Raw genomic sequence first — 23,641 nt, forward strand, 5'->3', positions numbered from 1 at the left:
AGAGATTGTGATCGAATCTCTTAAGAATGGAGCGAAATATGAATCTCATTTTTACGAAATTAAGGATCATATTCGTCTTTATACTTATGTTTTCGGCCGCGATGTGTTTGTCCGCCGGACAAAACAGCGCGAACGCGGCTAACGCCTCTGTGGTTTACACATATGACGCCCTTGGTAGGGTAGCGACAGCGAGTTATGATACCGGAATTATTATTTTATACTCGTATGATTCGAATGGGAACCGGACTTCCCAAGCCATAAACGTAAATAGTGCCGTCGGATCGTGGAATAATTTCTCCTGGGGGTCGGCGGTTTGGCAGTGAATTTTCTAAAATAGGCTTCATCAGAATCTTGTATACAGAAGAAATATGATATTGATTGAATAAGGATGATTTTATGTTCAAGGCATCTAGCAATAAATCACTTTTCAATAGAGCTTTAGTCGGTGCCGTTTTTGGAATCATACTTGCGTCGTTTTCGCCGTTGTTTTTTCCGAACGCTCACGCGCAGGTTGTAGCGCAGGGTCAGCGCGTAAGCATTGCCGAAGCCAACGAGATTCTCGACCAAAGCGTAGCGGGAGCGTCTGCCGCTGGTTTTGCCCCGGCAGGGTCGGCGCGAACGGTTGGGCCACAGGCCGCGGTTGGCGCCTCCGCTTTCGCTGCGGCATCTGCGCCGGTGACGAGCTCCTGCTTGGGCTCCCTGCCGCAGCCTCTGGAGATCGCGACCCTGGCCGCGGCGCTTAAATGCGACCCGGATCTGATTTTCGAGTATGTCTACAACAACATTGAGTACGAGCCGCTATTTGGCAGCAACAAGGGGGCTTTGGGCACCCTTCTGGGCGGGCTCGGCAATGATTGGGATCAGGCAAAATTGCTGATCGCATTGTTGAATGCGGCAGGCGTCACGCAGACGAATTTCCAATACGGTTACATCAGGTTGACGGGTGCAAATACTCCCGGATGGCTCGGCGTCAAAAATGACGTCGTTGCGATCGCAAATTTGTTTGACAATGGAGGTGTTCCTCTGGGGTCAGTATTTGCCAATCCAGATGGAACTTTGAATCAGATCGATGTTGCTCATGTCTGGGTTAAAGTCAGTATTAATGGGATAAATTATGTATTTGATCCGAGTTTTAAGCAAAATACAATCATAAATGGTATCTCAAATCTAGCATCTTCTCTCGGGTACAACAAGTCTCAATTTGCGGCGAGCGCCGGAGGCTCGGTGGATTCTGTTTCTATCGCGAATATCAACAGATCTTCCATTCGATCGAATCTCGTCAATTTCGCGAACAATCTGATAAATTATGTCAAATCGACGAATCCGGCTGCGACCACGAACGACGTTATCGGCGGCAAGATGATCATCCCATTGACGGGATCGCCGATCCGTCAAACGACACTGCCCTATCTGTCACCGAGCCAGCCGATCGGAGTGCAGACATGGGCTACGATACCCAACGCCTATCGCACATGTTTCACAATCTCGATGCCAGGAGTGACGCCCTCGACCTGCTCGGCTCCTTCGGCGCAATCCGTTCTGCTCTATGCCGATGAGACCTTTGGTCAAAGGATCACGGTCTTCTCGCAGCCGGACCCGGCCACACCGAACAGATACATCCCCAAGCTTTTGATCGATGGCTCTGCCCCATCCTCTGGCACGAGCATCGGCCCTTCGACGGCTTTTGGAGACGCTTGGAACGTCAATACGGCGATCAAGCACCCCTATACTGGCTCTCTCGCAACCATTTTCAATCAATCAGCCAATCTGGCGATTAGGGCAGGCGGCTCCTATCTGATCGGCGCCGGCTGGGGACGCGTCGGTCGCGGGATGGTGGACAAGCACCGGCGGCTGCTCGCTCAAGCCTTGGCCGTGCCCGGGGCCCATCCTGCGTCTGAGGCCGTTCTGGGCGAGAGCCTTGCCGTTGTCAGCTACAACTGGCTTGCGGAGAACGCCGCACAACAATCGATCGGGGATCGCCTCGGCCAGCTCACCTCGCAATATCACCATGGCGTGGGCATAACGGCGCAGTCGCAGATTCAGACGGATACCGGCGTCCAAGGCCCCTATGTCGATTTGCCGCTGAATGGCTATAGCGTAACATCGCAGGCCTGCTGGCCTCAGCTTCAGTGCCCATTCTTTGTTCCGCAGATTTTTTCCTGGGTTTATTCGATATCGGGAGCATCCAGCATTCTTGAATCTGGTGTCCTTGAGCAAACTCAGGCGCCAACGCCAAATATGGTCGCCGCCTCGACCGTTAAAATCGTCGACATGAACGCTGCAACGTCAGCGCGAATATTCTTCGCAGACGGTACGACATCAGCGGGCCTGCAGGCGTATTTCAGCAGCATTCGACCGAATTTGACGTCGTATCGTGACGCGGATCTCGCTGCGATCGATTGGTCGATTTCGACGAATGGCCTAGCGTCGGGGAGCCCGGCCGGAAATCAGGTTCTGATCCCGACGAACGGCAACACTGCCGTAGGAGTCTGGCACGGCGCGGGCTTCACGATTATCACGCAGACCTCCACTTCGCTGAACATCATTCAAAGAATCAGCGGCGGGCTGAGCGGTGGTTTCAGCGGAACGGGCGTGTCCATTCCCGATCAGGTTTCGAACACGTTCGATACGATCCCAACGCTACCGAGCATGATCGGCGTTCCCGCATTCTTCAACCCACAGCCCTGGGTTGATTCACCGAAGGTTTCCGACCCCATCGATCTGGCGACGGGCGCAAACGTCTACAGTCATTCCGATCTGTCCGTGGGAAGCGGCTCATTTCCTTATGCGCTGTCCTTCGCGCGAACCTATCGTTCATCCGCGAACAAGAGGGATGTCGGCCTGGGCAATGGCTGGACACATAGCTTCAGCTACAGCGCGGGCTTCAACAGTGACCCCTATGCCGGCTTGGGCGCCGGCTCGGCGATCGATGCCGCGTCTGCCATCGCTGCGATCTATGTCTCGCAGGATCTCCTGAAGAACAGCGCTCAAAGCGCCCAGTCGCTCACCCTGGCATGGATGGTCAATCGCTGGCTCAGCGACCAGTTGACGAACAACTCTGTCGTCGTTTCGCAACCGGAAACGTCCGAGGCCTTCATTGCCTTGCCCCGTAGCGATGGCGCCATGAGCATCAGCTACTCCGCCCCCTTCGGATCGGCGGCGACATTGACCGGAACAGCGCTGAATTCCGGCATTCCCAACACCTACAACTACATCGCCAAGGACGGCGTCACGCTCGGCTTCGGTGCGCCGCCTGCCGGAAAAACCGCTTCGAACATCGCTACCTGGCGTCATCCCAACGGCATGGGGATCGATTTTACCTATGACGCGTCCGGCAATCTTCTGACAGTGGCGAATAATTTGGGGCGGCAGATATCCCTGTCCTATGCGGGGTCCCACATCAGCGCGGTGTCCGACGGCCAGCGGAGCGTGACCTTCGGATATAGCGGCGACAATCTGGTCTCCGCGACCGATCCGCTCGGCAGCATCACGACTTATGCCTACGACGCCGATAGTCAACTGACGCAGGTATTCTATCCGTCCAATCCCAGCATCCCCTATGTCAGCAACGACTATGACGGGCTGGGGCATGTCATCAGACAGGCCAATGCCAACGGCAATGTCTCGCAGTTTTATTTCGCCGGCTCCCGCAGCGAAATCGTCGATCCGGCCGGCGGGCGCCGCATCACCTACCAGACGCCACGCGGCAAGATCGTCAGGGACGCAACCGTCCTCAGCGGCAGCTTCGGAACGGTTTTCGGCGACACGGGGCAGCAGAACGGCGCCGTCAACATCACGACCAATCAATATGACGGGCAAGACCGGCTGGTGCTGACCACGGCCCCGGAAGGCGGCGCGACGGCCTATGCCTATTCGCTGGATCTCAAGCACAACGTCATTGCGACGACGCGGACCGCCAAACCGGGCTCGCCGCTTTCGCCGCTTACCACCACATTCCAATACGACACGCCCTTCAACCAGCCGACGCGGGTCACCGATCCACGCGGGCTCGTCACGGCGCTGAGCTATGACCCGGTCACCAGTAACCTGCTCTCGGTGGTCAGGGACGCGGATGCCTTGGGATTCAAGGCGACGACCCGCATGAGCTACAACGCCTATGGCCAGCCGCTCTCCTCGGTCGATCCAGTCGGCACCACGACGCAATATGTCTATGACGAGCGGGGTAACGCCGTTCAGATCGTCAGGGACGCCGGAGGCGCCGGGGCTCTCAATCAGACCACGCGATCGGCCTATAACAGCCTCGGCGACGTCACCTCCACGACCGATCCCAATGGGAACGTCGCCGGAAACAGCTATGACGCCAATCGCCGCCTCGTCCGCAGCGTGGCTCCACCGACCGGCGCTGCTTTCGGCAGCATCGTCACCGAGCTGAATTATGATCCCGATGGCCGTGTGCTGCGGACGCAGCAGAGCGCCAATGGCGTGTCCCTGCGTTCCACCAGCGCGACCTATACCCCGAGCGGGCAGACGGCGACCTCGACTGACGCGAACGGCAACATCGCGCGCTACGCTTATGACGTGGCCGACAGGCCGGCGAGCATCCGTGACGCTCTCGGCCGGGTGACGCAGTATGGCTACGATCTCGCGGGGCGGCGCATTTCGGTCTCGAACCTCGCCGTGCAGAGCAATCCGCTGCTGCAGCAGGATTATACGCCGGACGGATTGCCGGCGAGCCTGACGATCGCGCGCGGCAACAGCCAGACCAATGTCACCTCTTACATCTATGACGGCTTCGACCGCCTCAGCGTCGCGACCTATCCCAACGCCAGCACCGAGACCTTCACCTACGACAACGACAACAATGTCCTGACGCGCAAGACGCGCGCGAACCAGACGATCTCCTTCGCCTACGACACGCTGAACCGCCAGACGTCCAAGGCCTCGAGCGGCCAGCCGACGGTGAGCTATGCCTACGATCTCGCCGGCCGGGTGATCTCGGTCAGTGATACCGGCGCGTCGCTGGTCAATGCGTTGCCGCCTTCAGGCGGAACGGCGAGTTTCGCCACCAGTCTGAGCTATGATGCGCTGAACCGTCCGCTTGCGGTGAGCTGGAATCCGGCCCCGGCGCCGGCCGTTGCCCCCGCAGCCAGCAGCGTCGCCTTCAGCTACAGCTATAACCAGGTCAATCAGCGCATCGGTCAGACTGCGAGCGATGCCAGCTGGTGGCTCTCGCCGGCGGCTGCGAGCACGACGGCCTATGCCGCCAATAATCTCGACCAATACACCGCCGTCGGCGCGGTCACGCCGAGCTATGACGGCAACGGCAACCTGACCTCTGACGGAAGCTTCACCTACGCCTATGACCCGGAGAACCGGCTGACGGGCGTGATGCAAGGCGCGACGACAGTCGCGAGCTATGATTTCGACGCGCAAGGCCGGCGCAAGCAGAAGACAGTCGGGGCGGCCAAGACGGTGTTCGTCACCGACGCCGATAATCGCGAGGTGCTGGAGTATGACGGCACGAGCGGGCAGGTGCTGCGCTGGTATGCCTATGGGCTGGGCTCCAACGAGGCGCTGAACCAGATCGAGGTTTCGCCCGCGACGCGCACGAGCTTCATTCCCGATATCCAGGGTTCCGTACAGGCGACGCTGGCCTCGGCCACCGGCACGCTCGCCAAAACGGGCTATTTGCCCTTCGGCCAGAGCGCGGCATCGACGGGGACCTTCCGCTACACCGGCCAGCGCATCGACACCGAGACCGGGCTCTACTACTACCGCGCCCGGATGTACGCCCCCGCGCTCGGCCGCTTCCTCCAGCCCGATCCGATCGGGACGCAAGGCGGGCTCAACCTCTACGCCTATGTCGGGAATGACCCGCTGAACCTGATCGATCCGACTGGTTGGGTGCAGGAAGCGGCGGGTTCCTTTGGTCAGCGGTTGTTGTCGTCGTTCGTCAATGCAGTGCCGGGGGCTTACTATGGCGGCCGTGTCCCGGAGGAATTCAGAGCCGGCAACTATGGAAACGCAGCCATCTACGGGGCAATGGCCTTGGGCGATGCAGCGCTTGGAATTGCAACTTTTGGTGCTAGCACGGAGGTGCAAGCCGGCGTTAGATCTGTGAGTTCTATAGCAACCGCGACCGCACGAGAGATTGGTGTGGCTGGTGAAACCGCGGTTCGAAGTGCGTATGATATCGGCCCTAAGATTGCTATCCCGATCAATGGCCTAGTGAGGTTTCCGGATGGCCTCACCGGTCAAGTGGTGAGTGAAGTGAAGAATGTTGCGAATTTGAGCTTTACCCGGCAATTGAGAGATTATTCCGATTTTGCTCAGTCAACTGGGCGAAGTTTTGACTTATATATGAGAGGGACAACAAATATCTCTGGACCATTGGCCCGCGCCATAGAGAGTGGAAAGATCAATCCTCTCGTTATACCCCCATATTGACGAGGATTATCGACATGAAGAAAAGAATATCGGCGTCAGAATTGATAAATAATTTAAAATTGAATCGCGATTATGTTTTAGAGAAATCTAAGAGGGATAATTTTAGAATCGCTCTTGATGCGAGAGATAAAATTGAGCAAAATAGTATTTTGATTGAGCTTAAGGAGGAGGGGTTCAATTTTGAATCCGTTTGGGAGTTAGTCAATAGTAGTAATAATTATGCGATATTAATACCCATACTCTTGAGGCATCTTTCTATCGATTATTCAGATCGTACAAAAGAGGCGATCGCTCGCTCATTAGCTGTCCCTGACGCTTCATATGCTTGGTCAACAATATTAAATGAATATAAAAACTCAAACGCAGGGACTGGATTCAAAAATGGGTTGGCAACCGCGATCTCTGTGATTTGCTCTGACGAATTTATTGATGAAATAAGTAATTTACTGGATGATAAGAGGCATGGAGATAGTAGGCTGTTAATTTTACGCGGATTGAAGAAATTAAAATCAGCGAAAGCTAGGTATATTATTGATAAACTAAGTAATGATCCTGATTTTTCGAAAGAAATAAATTCATGGAGTAAATTATAGAATTAAATTCTATTTGTTTTGTGAGATTTTATAGTTTAATTATCGCGCGAATATCAGGTGGGGTATGCCTATGATCTCGCCGGGCGAGGGATCTCGGTCAGCGATACCGGCGCGTCGCTGGTCAATGCATTGCCGCCTTCGGGCGGAACGGTGAGTTTCGCGACGAACCTGAGTTATGATGCGCTGAACCGCCCGCTCGCGGTAAGCTGGAGCCCGGCGCCGGCGCCGGCGGTTGCCCCCACAGCCAGCAGCGTCGCCTTCGGTTACAGCTATAACCAGGCCAATCAGCGCATCGGCCAGACCGCGAACGATGCCAACTGGTGGCTCTCGCCAGCGGCTGCTGGCACGACCGCTTACACCGCCAATAATCTCGACCAGTACACCGCCGTCGGCGCGGTCACGCCGAGCTATGACGGCAATGGCAACCTGACCTCGGATGGAAGCTTCACCTATGCCTATGATCCGGAGAACCGGCTGACGGGCGTGATGCAAGGTGCGACGACAGTCGCGAGCTATGATTTCGACGCGCAAGCAGAAGACGATCGGCTCAGTCAAGACGGTGTTCGTCACCGACGCCGATAATCGCGAGGTGCTGGAGTATGACGGCACGAGCGGGCAGGTGCTGCGCTGGTATGCCTATGGGTTAGGCTCCAACGAGGCGTTGAACCAGATCGAGGTTTCGCCATCGGCACGCACGAGCTTCATTCCTGATATCCAGGGTTCCGTGCAGGCGACGCTGACGTCAGTCACCGGCACACTCGCCAAGGCCGGCTATCTGCCCTTCGGCCAGAGCGCGGCATCGACCGGCACCTTCCGCTACACCGGCCAGCGTGTCGATCCCGAGACCGGGCTCTATTACTACCGCGCCCGCATGTACGCCCCCGCGCTCGGCCGCTTCCTCCAGCCCGACCCGATCGGGACGCAAGGCGGGCTCAATCTTTACGGCTATGTCGGGAACGATCCGCTGAACCTGATCGATCCATGGGGATGGCGATGGAAGCGGCCGGTGTTATTGGCGGGCAGTTGCTGACGTCCACCGTCAATACCGTACCAGGGGCCTATTATGCTGGCCTGGCGCAACAGCAATTTAATGCGGGCAACTACGGTACAGCCGCGATCTATGGAGCTGTGTCTTTCGGTGATGCCATGGGAGTTGCAACGCTCGGCCTTGCTACAAGAGCACAAGCCGGTCTTAGAGCTGGCGCAACAGCAATCGAATCGACCACCCTCTTTCGGGCTGTGGGGCTTGGAGAACTTGCAGATATTCAATCCACCGGCGTGTTTCGGAATCTTGGATCCGCTGAAGGTACGTATTTTACCAGTTCGGCAGAGTCGGCAGCCTTCTACGCGAAACAGGCGGTTAGTACGTTCGGAGATTCGCCTTACACTTTGATAAGAACGCAAGTTCCAACGGCTTTGATCAAAACTCTTTCGCAAGCCACCGTCGATCGTGGTATCCCCGCATTCGTCATTCAGAACGAGCAACTGAAAGGCCTCGTTCCTCAAATCTTAATGTCGATGCCAATTCCGAGATGATCGCCATGCTGAAGCCTGATGCGCTGATCGAAATTCGCCTCCTGACCCCCGATCAAGGTGGGCGTCAGACCCCCATCGTGGGAGAATATTTCGGATGCCCACTCTACGTGAAAGGTCGAGCCTTTGATTGTCGGCTCTTTCTTGAAGGAAAATCTATAGAATTTGGCCGCTCGTGCCTAATTCGTGTCAAGTTTTTGATTTTTGAGGATGCGAAGCCTTTTCTCAAGATTGATGGACAGATCTCGTTGTGGGAGGGGAAAACAATCGCAACTGGACGGATTGTCGAGATTTATAATTAAGGACCTGAATTCACGGCACGCGTGACGCCCAGGGCCGGCGCAAACAGAAGACCGTCGGCACGGCCAAGACGGTGTTCGCCACGGTTGTCAGGCGCGATGTTTCGCCAGGTGAGAGCTACGACCCTCGAGGCTGAAGTTCGGGACCGCGGCGAAGGCGTTTTTCAGATGCTCGCCCATCATCTGAGCAGCCTTCTCGCGGGCGCCGGCGCCGACCGCGTCGAGAATGGCCAGGTGCTCGCGGCACCAGTCCTTGACCCGGCGGCGATTGACATAGCCGCCGAATTCGAGAAGCCGCCGCATGCGGTTCTGCTGCTGGATGGCCTGGAGGAAGAACGGGTTGCCGCCGAATTCCGCCAGCATTTCGTGGAACTGGGCATCCGTCTCGAACAGCTGGGCCCGGTCCACGGTTTCGATCGCAGGATGGGCCACGAGGTAGAGGTGCTGCAGGCGGCTGCGCTCTATCATGGCCGCATCCGCCCTGAAGTCCTGCAGCAGCAGGATGGCGGGCTCGATGATGCTGCGGAATGCGTAGCTGCCGTGCATGCCGATCTTGGTGTCCAAGGTCGGCACGAAGCTCCAGCCGCGCCCGGTATTGCGATGGATGAGGCCATCGTCGAGCAGGCGTAGCAGCGTCCTCTGGAGCGCGGCGCGGTCCACCTCATAACGTCGCGCGATGTCGCTTTGAATGAAGGTCACCGGCAGTCGCCCGACCAGGCGATCCTGCACGATCAGCGCATACAGATCCTGATCGGATGTGGAGGGCACCTCCAGTTCGAGCCGGTAAAGCTCTTCAGGGCGCGCCAGGAGGAAATAGCCGTGGTTGCGGCGCGCTTCGAGGATGCCGCGTTCGGCGAGAAGCTGTAGCGCCGAGCGGATCGGCGTCCGCGAAACCTGAAGCAGGTCGCCGAGCGCCTGCTCGCGCAGATGGTGTCCGGGTTCAAAGCGCGCCTCGCGGACGACATCGAGAATTTGATTGGCGAGCTTGTGCCGCCGCTGGCTCGAACCGCGGGCCATCCTGTCCCTATCTGATCGCACTGATCGAACAATCTCAAACAATCGATACAATGGGGTGGCTGTTTTGAGCAAGCGCAGCGGCGCCACCATTGAGCCCGCGGCCCCAAGCGGTGCGAGCCTCGCTCTCACATGGTGCGGGGCGCAAGCCGATTCCGGCGCGGATTTCGCCAGGACGTGCCCGGTATTTGATCAAGCGCCACGCAGGGGCTGCGTTGACTCCTCTCCGGTTCCGGCTTGTATTGTTGCTGATCAATAGAGCAATCTGTTCGCAACGAGGGGAATGGCATGCTTCGAAAACTCGCTTCAGCCTTCATCGTGCCATTGGGGTTGGCCCACGCCGCAATGGCTGCAGAGCTGCCCAAGAGCGGCCTCGTCGAGGCAGGCGCGCTGACCTATGGCGTCGCGGCGACATTCGCGCCCTTCGAGTTCCAGAAGGATGGCAAGCTCGCCGGCTTCGATATCGATTTCATCGAGGCGATCAGCCAGAAGCTGAAGGCCAAGGCGGCGCCGATGAACATGGAGTTCAAGGGCCTCATCCCCGCGCTGCAGGGCGGGCGGCTCGATATCATCAATTCGGCGATGTACATGAACCCGGCGCGGGCCGAGCAGGTCGATTTCGTGCCTTACATGAAGATCGGCAACATGGTGGTGGTCCAGGCCGGCAATGCCGCCAAGATCACCGGCCGCAACGAGACGCTCTGCGGCAAGACCATTGCCGTCACGCTCGGCGGCATCCAGGAGAGCCAGGCTCGCGCCGATGACAAGAACTGCAAGGACAAGGGCCTCAAGAGCGTCGATGTGAAGACCTTCCCGACCGCGCAGGATTCCTGGCTGAACCTGCGCCAGGGGCGAGCGGACGCAGTCTACGACTCGACGCCGGGCGCTGCGAAGGTGCTCGACGAATTGCCCGGGATCTTCGAGACGGTCGGGGCGGAGTTCGAGTCGAACACCTCGATCGGCATCGCCACCCGCAAGGGCGATGAAGCGATGCAGGCCTCGCTCAAGGCTGCCATCGCGGAGGTCGTTGCGGACGGAACCTATAAGGGCCTGCTGGCGAAGTGGAAGCTGCCGGCCTCGGTCTCGATCTTCAACTGAGTTCCGCAAGACTAGAGCCGGATGATTTCAGTCGGGATCACCAAGTGATCGCGACTGAAATCTGAATCCGTCTCTCATCTAAGAGTTAGAGCAGGATCAATGCGAAAAACCGGTTCCCACTTTTTCGCATCCTGCTCTTGCGGTCTCGCCTGACGAGGCCGCCATGACGTTGCCGCGCAGCCGAGATCTCAGAGCCATGCAAGATCTCAGAACCAAGCGAGACCTCAAAGCCCGTTTGGAAACTCGGCGAGCCCTCATCCTGAGGGGCCATTTCCTTGGGAATGGCGTCTCGAAGGATGCTCCAGGAGGCTCCCGAACCATCTGGAGCATCCTTCGAGACGCCGCTTCGCGGCTCCTCAGGATGAGGGCTGGAGGTTCCATACGGGCTCATCGAACCATGCATGGCCGAGTGTCCTGATGTCCTTACAGCTCGTCCTCGATTACGTGCTGTCGCCGATCTTCTTTCACGGCGCGATGATGACGCTGCTCATCACCGTGACGTCCCTGTTCTTCGGCATCCTGGCGGGGCTGGTCGTCGCCCTGCTTCAGGAGGCGAGGCTGAAGCTTCTGCGCGTCATCGCGCTCTTCTATCTCTGGCTGTTCCGCGGCACGCCCGTGCTGTTCCAGATCATCTTCATCTACAATGTCCTGCCGGGCTTCGGCATTCGCCTGTCGGCCTTCATGTCGGCGGTGATCGCGCTTTCGCTGAACGAGGGCGCCTATATGGCGGAGATCCTGCGTTCCGGCATCAAATCGGTGACCAGGGGCCAGCGCACGGCCGGCCTTGCGCTCGGCATGACGCGCGCGGGCGTCATGCGTCACGTCGTGCTGCCGCAGGCGCTGCGCATCATCCTTCCCCCGGTCGGCAACCAGATGATCGGAATGCTGAAGACGAGCGCGCTCGTCTCCGTCGTGGCGGTGGAAGAGCTGCTTTTGATCGCGAACCAGACAGCGAGCGCCAATTTCCGCTATTTCGAGGCCCTCTCGGCCGCCGGCATCTACTATCTCGTGCTCACGACCATCTTCATGGCGGGCCAAGCCTGGATCGAGCAGGCGCTGGACCCCAAGCGGGCCCGTGCACGAAGGCAGGCCAAGCCGCTCGTCGAGCGCCTGACTGCGGCGGCTGACATCCGATGAGGCAGGCATTCCCGAGGCAAGTATTCCTGAAGCAAATATTCCCGAGGCACGCATTCTGTCCCGATCGCGGGAGGCCGTCATGACCGCGCAACGCCCGCTGCTTGAACTGATCGGCATCGAGAAGAGCTTCGGCCAGCTCCAGGCGCTGAAGACCTGCTCCCTGGAGGTTCACGAGAAGGAGACCGTCGTGCTGATCGGGCCGTCGGGCTCCGGCAAATCGACCCTGCTGCGCTGCGTGAACCTCCTGGAGCCGCCCGACCGCGGCAACATCTTCTTCAAGGGGCAGGATATCGGGCGGGATCTGAGGGCGGCGCCGATGATCCGGCAGGAGATCGGCATGGTGTTCCAGAATTTCGAGCTGTTCCAGCATCTGAGCGCCGCCGAGAACATCATGCTCGCACCGATGAAGGTTCTCGGCCTGTCGCGCCAGGATGCCCATGACATTGCGCTCGGGCTGCTCAGGAAGGTCCGCATCCCCGACAAGACCGACAGCTACCCCGACGAACTGTCCGGCGGGCAGCAGCAGCGCGTCGCCATCGCGCGGGCGCTCGCGATGAAGCCGGCCGTGATGCTTTACGACGAGCCCACCTCGGCGCTGGACCCGGAAATGATCCGCGAGGTGCTCGATGTGATGGCGGAGCTGTCGGCCGAGGGCATGACCAGCATCGTCGTCACCCATGAGATGGGCTTCGCCAAGCGTGCTGCCGACCGCATCGTCTTCATGGAAGCCGGGCGGATCGTCGAGATCGCCAAGAGCGCGGATTTCTTCGGTGGCACCGTGAATGCGCGGGCGCGGCAATTCCTCGACCAGATCCTGCATTGAGAGCGAGCATGACGTCGCCCGAAAACCGGTTCCCACTTTTCGGCGTCATGCATCAGGCCTTGAGCGGCCGGTTTCGAGGCACGCCATGACAATCTCCCCCGACGCATCCCGCATGAAGCGCGAGCTCGCCGAACTCGTCGCCATCCGCACGGAAAACCCGCCCGGGCGCGAGCTGGAGGCGGCCGACTACGTCGCGGCGCGGCTGCGCGAGATCGGCCTCGACGTCGCGCTCGACGAATACAAGTCCGGCCGCGTCAATGTGGAGGCGCGCCTGCTCAACGGACCGGGGCCGGTCTTCGCCTTCAACACGCATATGGACGTCGTGCCCGCCGGCGACGGCTGGACGAGCGATCCTTTTGTCCTGCGCGAGGCGGAGGGGCGCCTCTACGGGCGCGGCGCCTGCGACTGCAAGGGCCCGCTCGCAGCCATGCTGGAGGCCGTGCGCATGCTGGCAGCGACGCGTCAGAGCTGGTCGGGCACGCTGCTCGCCATCTTCGTCGCCGATGAGGAGATCGCCAGCGAGGGGGCCAAGCACTATGCCGCCAAGCGGCCGAAGATCGATGTCGCGGTGGTCGGCGAGCCGACCTCCAACACGATCTACAGCGCCCATAAGGGCAGCCTGCGCCCGCTCGTGCGCGTCCACGGCGTCCCCGCCCATTCGGGCACGCCGCATCTCGGCGAGAACGCCGTCCTGCGTGCCGGGCAGCTTCTCGCCATGGTCGCCGAGGAGCATGAGGCGAATGTCCGGCGCCGTACCCACCCGCTCGTCGGCGAGGCGAGCCTCACCGTGACGCGCATCCATGGCGGCCATGCCGACAATGTCTTGCCCGGCGCCTGCGACCTGCTGCTCGACCGACGGATGGTGCCGGGCGAGGACGAGGATGGCGTCAAGGCGGAGATCGCGCTGCTGCTGAAACAGGCCCATGCGCGCTTCGGCCTGCGCGCCGATATCCTGGAGTGGAAAGCCACCACAGGCGGTGCCACCGAGACCGCCCCCGACCGGCCGATCGTGCAACGCAGCCTCGCGGCGGCGCGCCGCCACGGCATCGCCGAGCCGGGCCCGTTCGGCTTCCAGGGCGGCTGCGACCTCGTGCATTTCCGAGCGACGGGGGCCGAGGGCGTCGTGATCGGTCCGGGCTCGCTCTCCGTCGCGCACAAGGCCGACGAGTTCGTGCCGGTCGACGAATTCGTGACCGCGAGCCTGATCTATCGCGACGTCGCCGCCGCGATGCTGTCGGGTTGAGGGGAAAGCCGATGCGCCTGTCCCTGCACCGGGCGATGCTGAGCTATGGCGGCGGCCTGCTGCTGCACACGGCCTCGTCGGGGCCGGTCGCGGGCCTCGACACGCTCTATCTCGCTTTGCAGGACGCCGACGGCATCGCGGCCACAGGCGAGGTCCGGATCAACATCGCCTATCTCAACGGGCTCGCCGCGGAGGCTGTCGTCACGGAGGCGCTCGCGCTGCTGCCGCGCCTCGACCTGACGCCCGCCCCCGAGACGCTCCTGGCCGCGCCGCCGCCGCTGCTCTCGCGCGCCGCTGCGCCGCTGCGCATGCTGGTCGATCTCGCCTTGCACGATCTCGCCGCCAAACGCGCCGGCCAGCCGCTGGCGGCGTTCCTGGGCAAGTCCGAGCTGGGCAAGTCAGAGCTGGGCAAGTCCGAGGCCGGGCCGGTCACCTATGCGACCAACCAGACCCTGTTCATCTCGGACGATGCGACCTTCCAACGCCAGGCGCAGGCCTATGTCGCGCGCGGCTTCAGGGATCTGAAGGTGCGCATCGGCGCGGCCGATTTCACTGAGGATCTCGCCCGTATCCGCAGCCTGCGCGCGCGCTTCGGTGCCGGCGTCAAGATCGCGGTCGACGCGAATGCGGCCTGGAGCCTGGCGGACGCGCCGGCACGGCTTGAGGCGCTGGCGCCGTTCGATCTCGCCTATGTCGAGCAACCGGTCGCGCCGGTTGGCTTCGATCTGCTGGCGCGGCTCGCCGAGGCCAGTCCCATCCCGATCATGCTCGACGAGAGCGTCAGGGGCGAGGATGACGCGATGCGCCTCGCCGCAGGCGGCCACAGGCTGATGGCGCATCTGAAGCTGGTGAAGCTCGGGGGCCTCGCGCCTGCTTTGCGCGCGGCCCGGGCGCTGGCAGTGGCCGGCGTGCCCTGCATGATCGGCCAGATGAACGAGGGTGGCCTCGCCACCGCCGCCGCGCTGCATCTATGCGTCGCCACGCAGCCGCGTTTCGCCGAGCTCTATGGCGCCGACGGCCTGAGCAACGATCCGGCGCCGGGCCTCGTCTATGCGGATGGCCTGGTGTCCGCTCCGGCGCTGCCTGGCCTCGGCCTTTCCTTCGCGCGCGAGCGCACAGAGACACTCTGGGAGAATTGAGCGATGGATATCGGCAGCGTCGTACAGGGTTCGGAATCGGCCTTTCCTCGGGGCGAATATGACGGCCGCGTCGCCAGGGCACGCCAGCGTCTCGCTGCGGCCGAGCTCGACGTGATGGTCGTCACCGGACCTGAGAACATCTTCTACCTCACCGGGCAGCAGACGCCGGGCTACTACACCTTCCAGGCGCTGGTGCTGCCGGTCGAGGGCGATCCCGTCTTCGTCATCCGGCAGCTCGAATATTTCAATTTCATCGCCAACACCTTCATCGCGGACGCCGCCATCTACCAGGACGGCGAGGATCCGGTCGGCTTCCTGACCAAGGTGATCCGCGACAAGGGCCTCGCCGGCAAGCGCGTCGCCATCGACAAGCGCGGCTGGTTCCTGCCGATCGCCGTCTATGAAGCGCTCCAGGCCGAGCTCGGCACTATTGGCGATGCGGCTGGTATCGTCGAGGCGCTGCGCGCCATCAAGTCGCCGCTGGAGCTGGAGAAGCTCGACTATGCCGCAGCTTATGTCGACGCCGGGATGAAGGCGGGCCTGGCCGCCGTGAAGCCGGGCGCGACCGAGAACGATCTCGTGGCGGCGATGATGGGCGCGGCGATCGCGGCCGGCTCGGAATATATGGGCATGGAGCCGCTGGTCTCGTCCGGCCCGCGCTCTGGTGTGCCGCACGGCACCTGGAAGCGCCGCCGCATCGAGGCGGGCGACCCCGCCTTCCTCGAAATGGCCGCCTGCCACGATCGCTACCACGCCGCGCTGATGCGCTCGGCCTGGCTCGGTGCGCCGCCCGCCGTGGCGAGCGACATGATGAAGGCCTGCCAGGACGCCCTTGCCGCCGCTTTGGACGAAATCCGGCCGGGCGTCGCCTGCGAGGTGCCCCATCTCGCCTGCCAGGCCGTGATCGACAAGGCCGGCTATACCGACGCCTTCCGCAAGCGCCTCGGCTACAGCGTCGGCATCTCCTTCGCGCCCGATTGGGGCGAAGGCGCGATCCTGAACCTGAACAAGGGCGTCAAGACCGAACTCCAGCCCGGCATGGCGTTCCACCTGCCGCCGGCGCTGCGCATCTATGGCCGCTTTACCGTCGGCGTCAGCGAGACGATCGTGGTGACGCAAACCGGCCACCGCGTGCTCGGCACCATCGACAGGGCGCTGCTGCAAGTGGCTTGAACCAAGAAGTGGCTTGAACCAAGACGTGGCTTGATCGATCTCGACCGCCCGCTTCGCAATATGGGGACGCCGTGACCCTCCATCTCGTGATCGACCACACGGCTCGTCCGGCCCGGTTCGGAGCAGCGGCGGCGGTCGCTGCGCTCCGGCGCGGCGCGCGCTTCATGCATCTGCCCGCGCTGTTCGATCTCGCGGCTCATCCCGACGCCGAGCAATATGTCCACGCCGCAGGTGGCCTCGGACCGAGCGGGCTCTATTTCGCCGAGCGCATTCTGGGCCGCCCGATCGCGGCGGCGGCGAGCGTTGCGGAGATCCTCTCGGCGGCGCACCAGGCCGATGTCGTGGTGCCGATCCATCCGAGCTTCGGGCAGGACAGCCGCCTGCTGCGCGAAGGCGCGCTGCAGGGCGGCATTCCGATCGATGAGGAGATCGCGGCGCTGGAGGAGGCGGGAGCGGCACCGGTCCAGGCCTGGCCCACCCAGCCCTCCCGTTCAATCTGTCTCGTCGGGCGCGAGCACGACCATCGCAACGTCTACCCGGCTGCGCTCGCCTCGCTGCAGGACGCCATTGCGGCCCTCGATCTCGCGATCACCATCCGTTTCACCGATCCGCGGGACAGCGATGCAGCGCTGTACGAGGATGCCGCGGGCATCCTCCTGCCGGGCGGTTCGGACATGGGCAATGTCCCCGGCCAGATCCGTGCGGCGCGATTTGCGCTGGCTCGCGGCGTTCCGGTGCTCGGCCTATGCCTGGGCATGCAGACCATGACGACCGCCTTCGCGCAGAGGGTTTTGGGGGATGGCATGGTCAATCTCGCCGAGGCCGATCCCGAGGCGCGAACCAAGAGCTTCGTCGCCATGGCGGCGGAGATGACCGCCGATGGCTCCGCGATCCTGCCCGAACATCGCACCGGCGATGCAAATGTCGATCTCGTACCGGGTACGCGGCTTGCCGCCTTGATGGGAACGCAGACGATGCGCGTGCGCTGCAACCATCGTTTTCATCTCGCACCGTCGCTGCGTCGCGACCTGCAGGAGGCGGGTCTCGTCGTCAGCGCGACCAGCTTCGCCGGCCGCGTCGTCGATGCCGTCGAATGGCCCGGTCATCCCTTCTTCCTGGGCCTCCAGGGTCACCCCGAACTGGCGCCGGCGGCGAGCGCGCCGCATCCCGTCTTTCTGGCCTTCCTTCTCGCAACGCGCGACGGAACCGTTCGCATTGGTGAACGACGTGGGCTCTTGGGCCAGCGTATTGACGCGTTGAAGAGCAATGTCAGGCCTCGGCGTTCTTCGCCTCGACGCCGACAACGGATTCCGGAATTTTGAAAGGCGGGCGTTGCTGCCCTTCTGGAATTCGGTGCCAGTGAAACGCAGTGCCGCGCGAGGGCGCTCTCGAGCGAGGCGGACACCGGTTCGCGCGAAGAAAACGCGCTAAAACAATGCGTTATAACAAATACCTGAATCAGTTTCCGATCCAGTTGAATCAGAATCTGATCCGAAGCCTGCTCCCGGGGCGCAGCCGTCAGGCGCGTTGTTCCTTGCCGCCTTGTTCCTTGCCGCCTTGGCTGTCGCGGCCCGTCGCCGCGATCTCGAGCATGACGACCTTGCAGGCCTTTTCCAGCGCGGTCGGGCAGCGTTCGACGCCGCGCGGCACGAGGATGAACTCGCCTTCCTCGATCACCTCGTCGCGGTCGCGGAACTTCATCAGCAGCCGGCCCTGATGGACGAAGAAGACCTCGTCTTCCCGGCTGTTGAAATGCCAGCCGGTCTCGCCCTCCAGCGTCGCCAGCCTGATCCGCGGATTATTGGCCGAAGCAGCGAGGCGAGGGGGCCAGGCGTCGGAAAAGCGCCGCTCGGAAAAGCGCCCGAAAGCGTGCGTCAGATTATCCTTGTGAAACGGCGAGATGTGCCGGTTGAGCTGCGCGACATCGCGGATGATCGTGGCCAGCTGGCGCGGCACATCGGTGCCGTCGGCCGGATATTTCCCGTCGAGAGCGGCCGTGCCGATGGTGAAGCCGGCGGCCCCGGCCCGCTTCAGGGCGGCGATCTGGCCCGGCGTGTCGATCGACCCCGCCACATAGACGGGCTTGGACACCGCGCCGCAGACGGCAGCGATCAGCGCCGGCACGTTCTCATGCGAGCGATAGGCCAGGAGATCGAGCCCGTGCACGCCCTCGCGCGCGGCGAGCGCCCGTGCGCTGGCGACGATCTCGTCGATCGTGCCCTCTAGAACACTGGGATGTCCGGAGATCGTGCCGGGGAACGGGCAGTACTGGATCGTCGTGCCGGCAATGATCGGCAGCACGTCGTCGACCCTGGTGCCGCCGAGCAGATTGTCGATGCCGATCTCGACGGCGGCTTTCGCCGAGGCGATCTCGCTGTCTCGATCGAGCGAGACCACCTCGAGATAGGATGTCGCGCCGCCCGCCCTGATCGCTGTCTTGAGCGCCTTCAGCGCGTCGAGCGGCAGGCCGATATCCTTGAAACCGATATGCCGGACGCCGAGCGCCAGCGCGGTCGCAAGCTGCTCCATCGCGTCGCTGACCGTGCGGTCGTTGCGCGTGAGCATGAAAATGAAGCGAAGGCCCATCAGGACACCTGTTCCGTTCCGTTCGCCCAGTCGTGGGGCAGCCAACCATCATGCTTTTGCGAGCCTGCCTTCGCGACGATGCCGGCTCGGTCTGTGAGTTTGGCGACCTCGTGTGAGTTTGGCATGCTCTGCGCGTTTCGCAACCGCTGGGCGCTTGGCGGGGCTGCATCGGGCGCTCTTTCAGCAGGTCCAACACCCGCCCTATCAATGAGGCCGAGCTTTCCTCCCCGTTCGCCCATCTCTCCCATTCTCCTTTGGCCGGTGCCTGATGAACTCTCGCGTTTCCCCTGCTGACGTTTCCCCTGGTGGCGCTGCCGCGGCTTCGGTCGAGATCGGCCAGCGCGTGCCGCGCCGGGAGGACGCGATCCTCGTGCAGGGGCTGGGGCGCTATACCGATGATCTCAGCGTCGAGCGGCAGCTATTCGCGGCCTTCGTGCGCAGCCCGCATGCGCATGGGGAGCTGAAGGCGGTGGATACGGCAGAGGCGCACGCGATGAAGGGCGTCGTCGCCATCTATACCGCAGCCGACCTCGAAGGGCAGGGCTACGCCACCATCATGGCGCCCAATGACCTGCCGGCCCGCGATGGCACGGCGATGCGAAAGCCCCGGCGGGCGGCGCTGGCGGAAGGCAAGGTCCGCTTCGTCGGCGACCCCATCGCGGTCGTCGTCGCGCGTACAGCTGATCAGGCCCGCAACGCCGCCGAAGCGGTCAGGCTCGACATCGATATCCTGCCCGCCGTCACCGAGGCCGAGGCGGCGCTTAAGCCCGAAGCGCCGCAACTCTATGACGACGTCGCCGGCAATCTGATCCTCGATTTTCACTCCGGCGACGCTGTTAAGGTCACGGCTGCCTTCGCTGGGGCCGCGCATGTCGCCCGGTTGCGGATCGTCAACAACCGCGTCGTCGTCAACCCGATCGAGCCGCGCGCGGCGATTGCGAGCTTTGACGGAAAATCGAAGCGCTACACGCTGCACGCGCCGAGCCAGGGCGCTTTCGGCATGCGCAACAGCCTGGCTGCGGCTATGGGTGTGAAGCCGGCAGCAATGCGCCTGGTCACCGGCCATGTCGGCGGCTCCTTCGGCATGAAGGCCTCGGTCTTTCCCGAATATGTCGTCCTCCTGCACGCCGCCCGCATGCTGAAGCGGCCGGTCAGATGGACCGATCAGCGCTCGGAGAGCTTCGTTTCGGATCACCATGGCCGCGACATGGTCTTCGAGGCCGAGTTGGCCCTGGACGCGCGCGGGCGCTTCCTCGCGACGCGCTTCACCGGGGTGGCCAATATGGGCGCTTATGTCACGCCCGCCGGGCCGCTGATGGCGACGCTGAATATCGGCAAGAACTCGGTCGGCATGTACCAGACCCCGCTCGTCGAGGTCGCGACGCGTTGCGTGGTGACCAATACGGCCCCGATCGGCGCCTATCGCGGCGCCGGCCGCCCGGAAGGCAACTATCTGATGGAGCGGCTGATCGACAAGGCCGCCCGCGGCATGGGCATCGACCGGGCGAGCCTGCGCCGACGCAATCTGGTCCAGCCCAAGAGGCTGCCCTGGGCGACGCCGGTGGGCACGGTCTATGACAGCGGCGATTTCCCGGCGCTGTTCGAGCGGGCGCTCGAAGCCTCCGATTGGAAGGGCTATGCCGGGCGATTGAAGACGAGCCGCAAGGCCGGGCTGCTGCGCGGGCGCGGCATCGGCTGCTATCTCGAGGTCACGGCGCCGCCGAGCAATGAAATGGGCGGCATCCATTTCGAGCCGGACGGCAGCGTGACCATCGTCACCGGCACGCTGGATTACGGCCAGGGTCATTGGACGCCCTTCGCCCAATTGCTCACCAGCCAGCTCGGCGTGCCCTTCGACAAGATCAAGCTCGTGCAGGGCGACAGCGACCGGCTGATTGCGGGCGGCGGCACGGGCGGCTCGAAGTCGCTGATGGCGAGCGGCTCGGCGATCATCGAGGCGAGCGATCTCGTCATCGAAAAGGGCAAGCTGATCGCCGGCCATGTCCTGGAGGCTGATAGCGCCGATATCGCGTTTGCGGCGGGCCAGTTCAGCGTCGTCGGCACCGACCGCGCGATCGGCATCATGGAACTGGCGGCGCGGCTGCGGGCCGGCACGGCGCTCGCGCCAGGACTGCCGCAGTCGCTCGACGTCGATCATGTCTTCAAAGCGGCGCCTTCGGCCTATCCCAATGGCTGCCATGTGGCCGAGGTCGAGATCGATCCTGAGACCGGGCATGTCGCGATCGCGCGCTATGTCATGGTCAATGATTTCGGCACGGTGGTGAACCCGATGATCGTCGAGGGGCAGCTCCATGGCGGCGTCGTCCAGGGCATCGGCCAGGCCCTGTTCGAGCGCACCGTCTATGACGATAGCGGCCAGCTGATGAGCGGCTCCTATATGGACTACGCCTTGCCGCGGGCGGCCGATGTGCCCTTCTTCTCCTTCATCAGCCAGGGCGTGCCGACGCAGAATAACCGGGTCGGCGCCAAGGGCTGCGGGGAGGCGGGTTGCGCGGGCTCCTTGCCCTCGGTGATGAACGCGGTCGTCGATGCACTCGCGCCCCACGGCATCACGCATCTCGACATGCCGGCGACGCCTCAGGCGGTCTGGCGGGCGATCCGGTCTGGGCGGGCGGCCTGACCATCGGCAGGGGCTCGCGGCTCCGGCCAGCCGTGGATCGGCGGTTCAGCCGTCATTGAACGCCGGCCTGTGAATTCCGGCATGCGTTCGGAGTCGGCCCCGCCGGCATGAACCAGCGTATTGACAATCGGTCGTCCGGCATTTTTTATACGATACGGTTTAGTAAAGCTGGAGGCGATCAAGTGGCTTCTCCTGCGGTCTCGTTCGATCATGTCGCGCTGCATATTGCAGGTGCCGCGATCTATGAGGATCTGAGCTTCGAGGTGGCCGCGGGCGAGTTCCTCTGCCTGCTCGGGCCGTCGGGTTGCGGCAAGTCGACGGCGTTGCGTCTGATGGGCGATCTGATGCCGCATTCGGGAGGGGAGATCCGGGTCAAGGGCCTGCCGCCGGCCCGCGCCTGGGATCAGATCGCCTATGTCTTCCAGTCGCCGCGGCTGCTGCCGTGGAAGACCGCGCTCGAGAACGCCGCGTTCGGGCTCGAGCTCCGGCTGCCGGCGATGCAGGTCGCCGAGCGCCGCGAACGCGCGCTGCTGCAAATGCGCCGCGTCGGCCTCGGCCAGGACGGACACAAGCTGCCGGCGGCGCTGTCTGGCGGCGAGAAGCAGCGCGTCGCCATTGCGCGGGCCTTCGCCATCGATCCCGACATCATCCTGATGGACGAGCCGTTCTCGGCGCTCGACCCCAACACGCGCACGCGCCTGCGCCGCCAGGTCGTCGAGCTCTGGCAGGGCTCTGGCAAGACGGTCGTCTTCGTCACGCACGACATCGACGAGGCGCTGATGCTGGCGGACCGCATCGTCGTATTGCGGCCCAAGCCTGCCACGGTGGCGCGGACGCTGGAGATTGCCGGGCCGCGCCCGCGCGATGTCGAGAGCGACCCGTCGCTGCGCGCCATGCGCGCCGAGCTGGCCGCTCTGTTCCACGAGATGGGCGAACCCGAGCACGAGGAGATCACGGCATGAGGCAAGGCCTCACGAGGCGAACCGCATTGGGCATCGGGCTCGCGCTGCCGCTGGCAACCGGCGCGCAGGCCCAAATCGCCACGCTCAAGTTCGGCTATCTCGCCGATCCCTCGCACGAGGCCGCGCTCTGGGCCTTGCGGAACGGCAAGGTGACCTCGCCGACGCTGCGCATCGAGAGCACGCCGCTCGACATCGCGGCGCTGATCCAGGCGACGGCCGCACGCAGCTACGACGTGATCGAGACAGCCGCCATCGCGGTGCCGCGGGCTCGCGAGCGCGGGCTCGACCTGCGCATCGTCGGCACCGGTCTGCGCTACCACATCTCTGGCGAGGGCTCCGACATCTGGGTCAAGCGCGGCAGCCCGATCCGCTCGGCCGCCGATCTCAAGGGCAAGAAGGTCGCAATCTACGCGATCGGCTCGGCTGGAACGACGCTGATCCGCATCGCGCTCGCCGACGTGCACGGCTTCAACGTCGCCCAGCGCGGCGGCGACATCGAGTTCGTCGAGATGCCGGCGCCCGCGATGCCGGCCGCACTGGCTGCGGGCCGGGTCGATGCGGCGACGCTGATCCACGCCCAGGCCTTCCAGGCGCAGAAGACGGGCGAATTCGTCTCGATCGCGCGCACGGCCGGCGACATGACGCAGCGCTTCGGTGTCCGCATGGTCTCCGCGGTGCTGGCGGGCTATGGCGACAAGCTCGATGCCCAGCCGGCGCTGTACGAGGAGTTCCTGCGCGTGCTGCGCGCCTCGGTGGACTACGCGCTCGCCAACCAGGACGAGGTCTTCGCAGCCGTCGGCAAGGAGACGCAGACCGACCCCGACTTCTTCAAGGCCTGGTTCACGCGCTTCTCCGAATTTCCGGTGACGCTGCTGCCCGACGACGTGAAGGCGATCGACATCCTCTGGAAGCGCTCTGTCGAGATGGGGATCCTGACCAAGCTGCCGCCGATGAACGAGGCGATCTGGCAGAAGGTCAACCGCAGTTGAGGC

The 23,641-nt window shown here is 62.6% G+C and carries 18 protein-coding genes; 16 read left to right on the plus strand and 2 right to left on the minus strand.

Annotated elements, in window-relative coordinates; genetic code table 11:
* Window positions 1-396 precede the first annotated feature (396 nt).
* The 6 genes from J2Y55_RS15880 to J2Y55_RS15905 are packed head-to-tail and all read left to right on the plus strand — an operon-like array spanning window position 397 to window position 8,836.
* On the plus strand, window positions 397-6,408 hold the full coding sequence (locus J2Y55_RS15880) for an RHS repeat-associated core domain-containing protein (RefSeq protein ID WP_310155035.1): 6,012 nt from the start codon (window positions 397-399) through the stop codon (window positions 6,406-6,408).
* Window positions 6,409-6,422: 14 nt separating this feature from the next.
* The gene (locus tag J2Y55_RS15885) at window positions 6,423-7,001 is read left to right on the plus strand and encodes a hypothetical protein (RefSeq protein ID WP_310155040.1); all 579 of its coding nucleotides are present in this window, start codon (window positions 6,423-6,425) and stop codon (window positions 6,999-7,001) included.
* A gap of 57 nt (window positions 7,002-7,058) precedes the next feature.
* A complete protein-coding gene (locus J2Y55_RS15890) occupies window positions 7,059-7,583 on the plus strand; it encodes a hypothetical protein (RefSeq protein WP_310155043.1) in 525 nt (174 codons plus the stop codon).
* On the plus strand, window positions 7,516-8,031 hold the full coding sequence (locus J2Y55_RS15895) for an RHS repeat-associated core domain-containing protein (protein WP_310155046.1): 516 nt from the start codon (window positions 7,516-7,518) through the stop codon (window positions 8,029-8,031). Before J2Y55_RS15890 ends, J2Y55_RS15895 begins: the two co-directional genes overlap by 68 nt.
* Window positions 7,989-8,537, plus strand: a complete 549-nt coding sequence (locus J2Y55_RS15900; RefSeq protein WP_310155049.1) for a hypothetical protein — start codon at window positions 7,989-7,991, stop codon at window positions 8,535-8,537. Before J2Y55_RS15895 ends, J2Y55_RS15900 begins: the two co-directional genes overlap by 43 nt.
* Window positions 8,538-8,542: 5 nt before the next feature.
* Window positions 8,543-8,836, plus strand: a complete 294-nt coding sequence (locus tag J2Y55_RS15905) for a hypothetical protein (protein ID WP_310155052.1) — start codon at window positions 8,543-8,545, stop codon at window positions 8,834-8,836.
* A gap of 87 nt (window positions 8,837-8,923) precedes the next feature.
* Here the strand turns inward: J2Y55_RS15905 and J2Y55_RS15910 are convergent, their stop codons facing one another.
* Window positions 8,924-9,850 (minus strand): GntR family transcriptional regulator, encoded by a 927-nt coding sequence (locus J2Y55_RS15910; RefSeq protein ID WP_310155055.1) that lies wholly within the window; start codon window positions 9,848-9,850, stop codon window positions 8,924-8,926.
* Window positions 9,851-10,135: 285 nt separating this feature from the next.
* Here J2Y55_RS15910 and J2Y55_RS15915 point away from each other — a divergent pair, with 285 nt between their 5' ends.
* From J2Y55_RS15915 to J2Y55_RS15945, 7 genes are all read left to right on the plus strand, one after another.
* The gene (locus J2Y55_RS15915; RefSeq protein WP_310155058.1) at window positions 10,136-10,945 is read left to right on the plus strand and encodes an ABC transporter substrate-binding protein; all 810 of its coding nucleotides are present in this window, start codon (window positions 10,136-10,138) and stop codon (window positions 10,943-10,945) included.
* Window positions 10,946-11,362: 417 nt separating this feature from the next.
* Window positions 11,363-12,082, plus strand: coding sequence for an amino acid ABC transporter permease (locus tag J2Y55_RS15920; protein WP_310155060.1), 720 nt, complete (start codon window positions 11,363-11,365; stop codon window positions 12,080-12,082).
* A gap of 79 nt (window positions 12,083-12,161) precedes the next feature.
* Complete coding sequence (locus J2Y55_RS15925) at window positions 12,162-12,905, plus strand: amino acid ABC transporter ATP-binding protein (protein ID WP_310155063.1); 744 nt, start codon at window positions 12,162-12,164, stop codon at window positions 12,903-12,905.
* An 85-nt stretch (window positions 12,906-12,990) separates the two neighbouring features.
* Window positions 12,991-14,148 (plus strand): M20 family metallopeptidase, encoded by a 1,158-nt coding sequence (locus J2Y55_RS15930; RefSeq protein ID WP_310155066.1) that lies wholly within the window; start codon window positions 12,991-12,993, stop codon window positions 14,146-14,148.
* An 11-nt stretch (window positions 14,149-14,159) separates the two neighbouring features.
* On the plus strand, window positions 14,160-15,287 hold the full coding sequence (locus tag J2Y55_RS15935; RefSeq protein ID WP_310155069.1) for a mandelate racemase/muconate lactonizing enzyme family protein: 1,128 nt from the start codon (window positions 14,160-14,162) through the stop codon (window positions 15,285-15,287).
* Between the two features lie 3 nt (window positions 15,288-15,290).
* Window positions 15,291-16,460: a M24 family metallopeptidase gene (locus tag J2Y55_RS15940; RefSeq protein WP_310155072.1), complete on the plus strand. Its 1,170-nt coding sequence runs from the start codon at window positions 15,291-15,293 to the stop codon at window positions 16,458-16,460.
* Window positions 16,461-16,531: 71 nt separating this feature from the next.
* The gene (locus J2Y55_RS15945; RefSeq protein ID WP_310155075.1) at window positions 16,532-17,782 is read left to right on the plus strand and encodes a glutamine amidotransferase-related protein; all 1,251 of its coding nucleotides are present in this window, start codon (window positions 16,532-16,534) and stop codon (window positions 17,780-17,782) included.
* 196 nt (window positions 17,783-17,978) lie between these two features.
* Here the strand turns inward: J2Y55_RS15945 and J2Y55_RS15950 are convergent, their stop codons facing one another.
* On the minus strand, window positions 17,979-19,046 hold the full coding sequence (locus tag J2Y55_RS15950) for a cupin domain-containing protein (RefSeq protein WP_310155078.1): 1,068 nt from the start codon (window positions 19,044-19,046) through the stop codon (window positions 17,979-17,981).
* Between the two features lie 268 nt (window positions 19,047-19,314).
* Between J2Y55_RS15950 and J2Y55_RS15955 the strand changes: the two genes are divergently transcribed.
* The 3 genes from J2Y55_RS15955 (at window position 19,315) to J2Y55_RS15965 (ending at window position 23,638) form a co-directional block, all read left to right on the plus strand.
* Complete coding sequence (locus J2Y55_RS15955) at window positions 19,315-21,687, plus strand: xanthine dehydrogenase family protein molybdopterin-binding subunit (RefSeq protein ID WP_310155084.1); 2,373 nt, start codon at window positions 19,315-19,317, stop codon at window positions 21,685-21,687.
* 182 nt (window positions 21,688-21,869) lie between these two features.
* On the plus strand, window positions 21,870-22,649 hold the full coding sequence (locus J2Y55_RS15960) for an ABC transporter ATP-binding protein (protein ID WP_310155087.1): 780 nt from the start codon (window positions 21,870-21,872) through the stop codon (window positions 22,647-22,649).
* A complete protein-coding gene (locus J2Y55_RS15965) occupies window positions 22,646-23,638 on the plus strand; it encodes an ABC transporter substrate-binding protein (protein ID WP_310155090.1) in 993 nt (330 codons plus the stop codon). Before J2Y55_RS15960 ends, J2Y55_RS15965 begins: the two co-directional genes overlap by 4 nt.
* The last annotated feature ends 3 nt before the right edge of the window (window positions 23,639-23,641 follow it).

Source organism: Allobosea sp. BE125, from assembly GCF_031456075.1.
Lineage (GTDB): Bacteria > Pseudomonadota > Alphaproteobacteria > Rhizobiales > Beijerinckiaceae > Allobosea.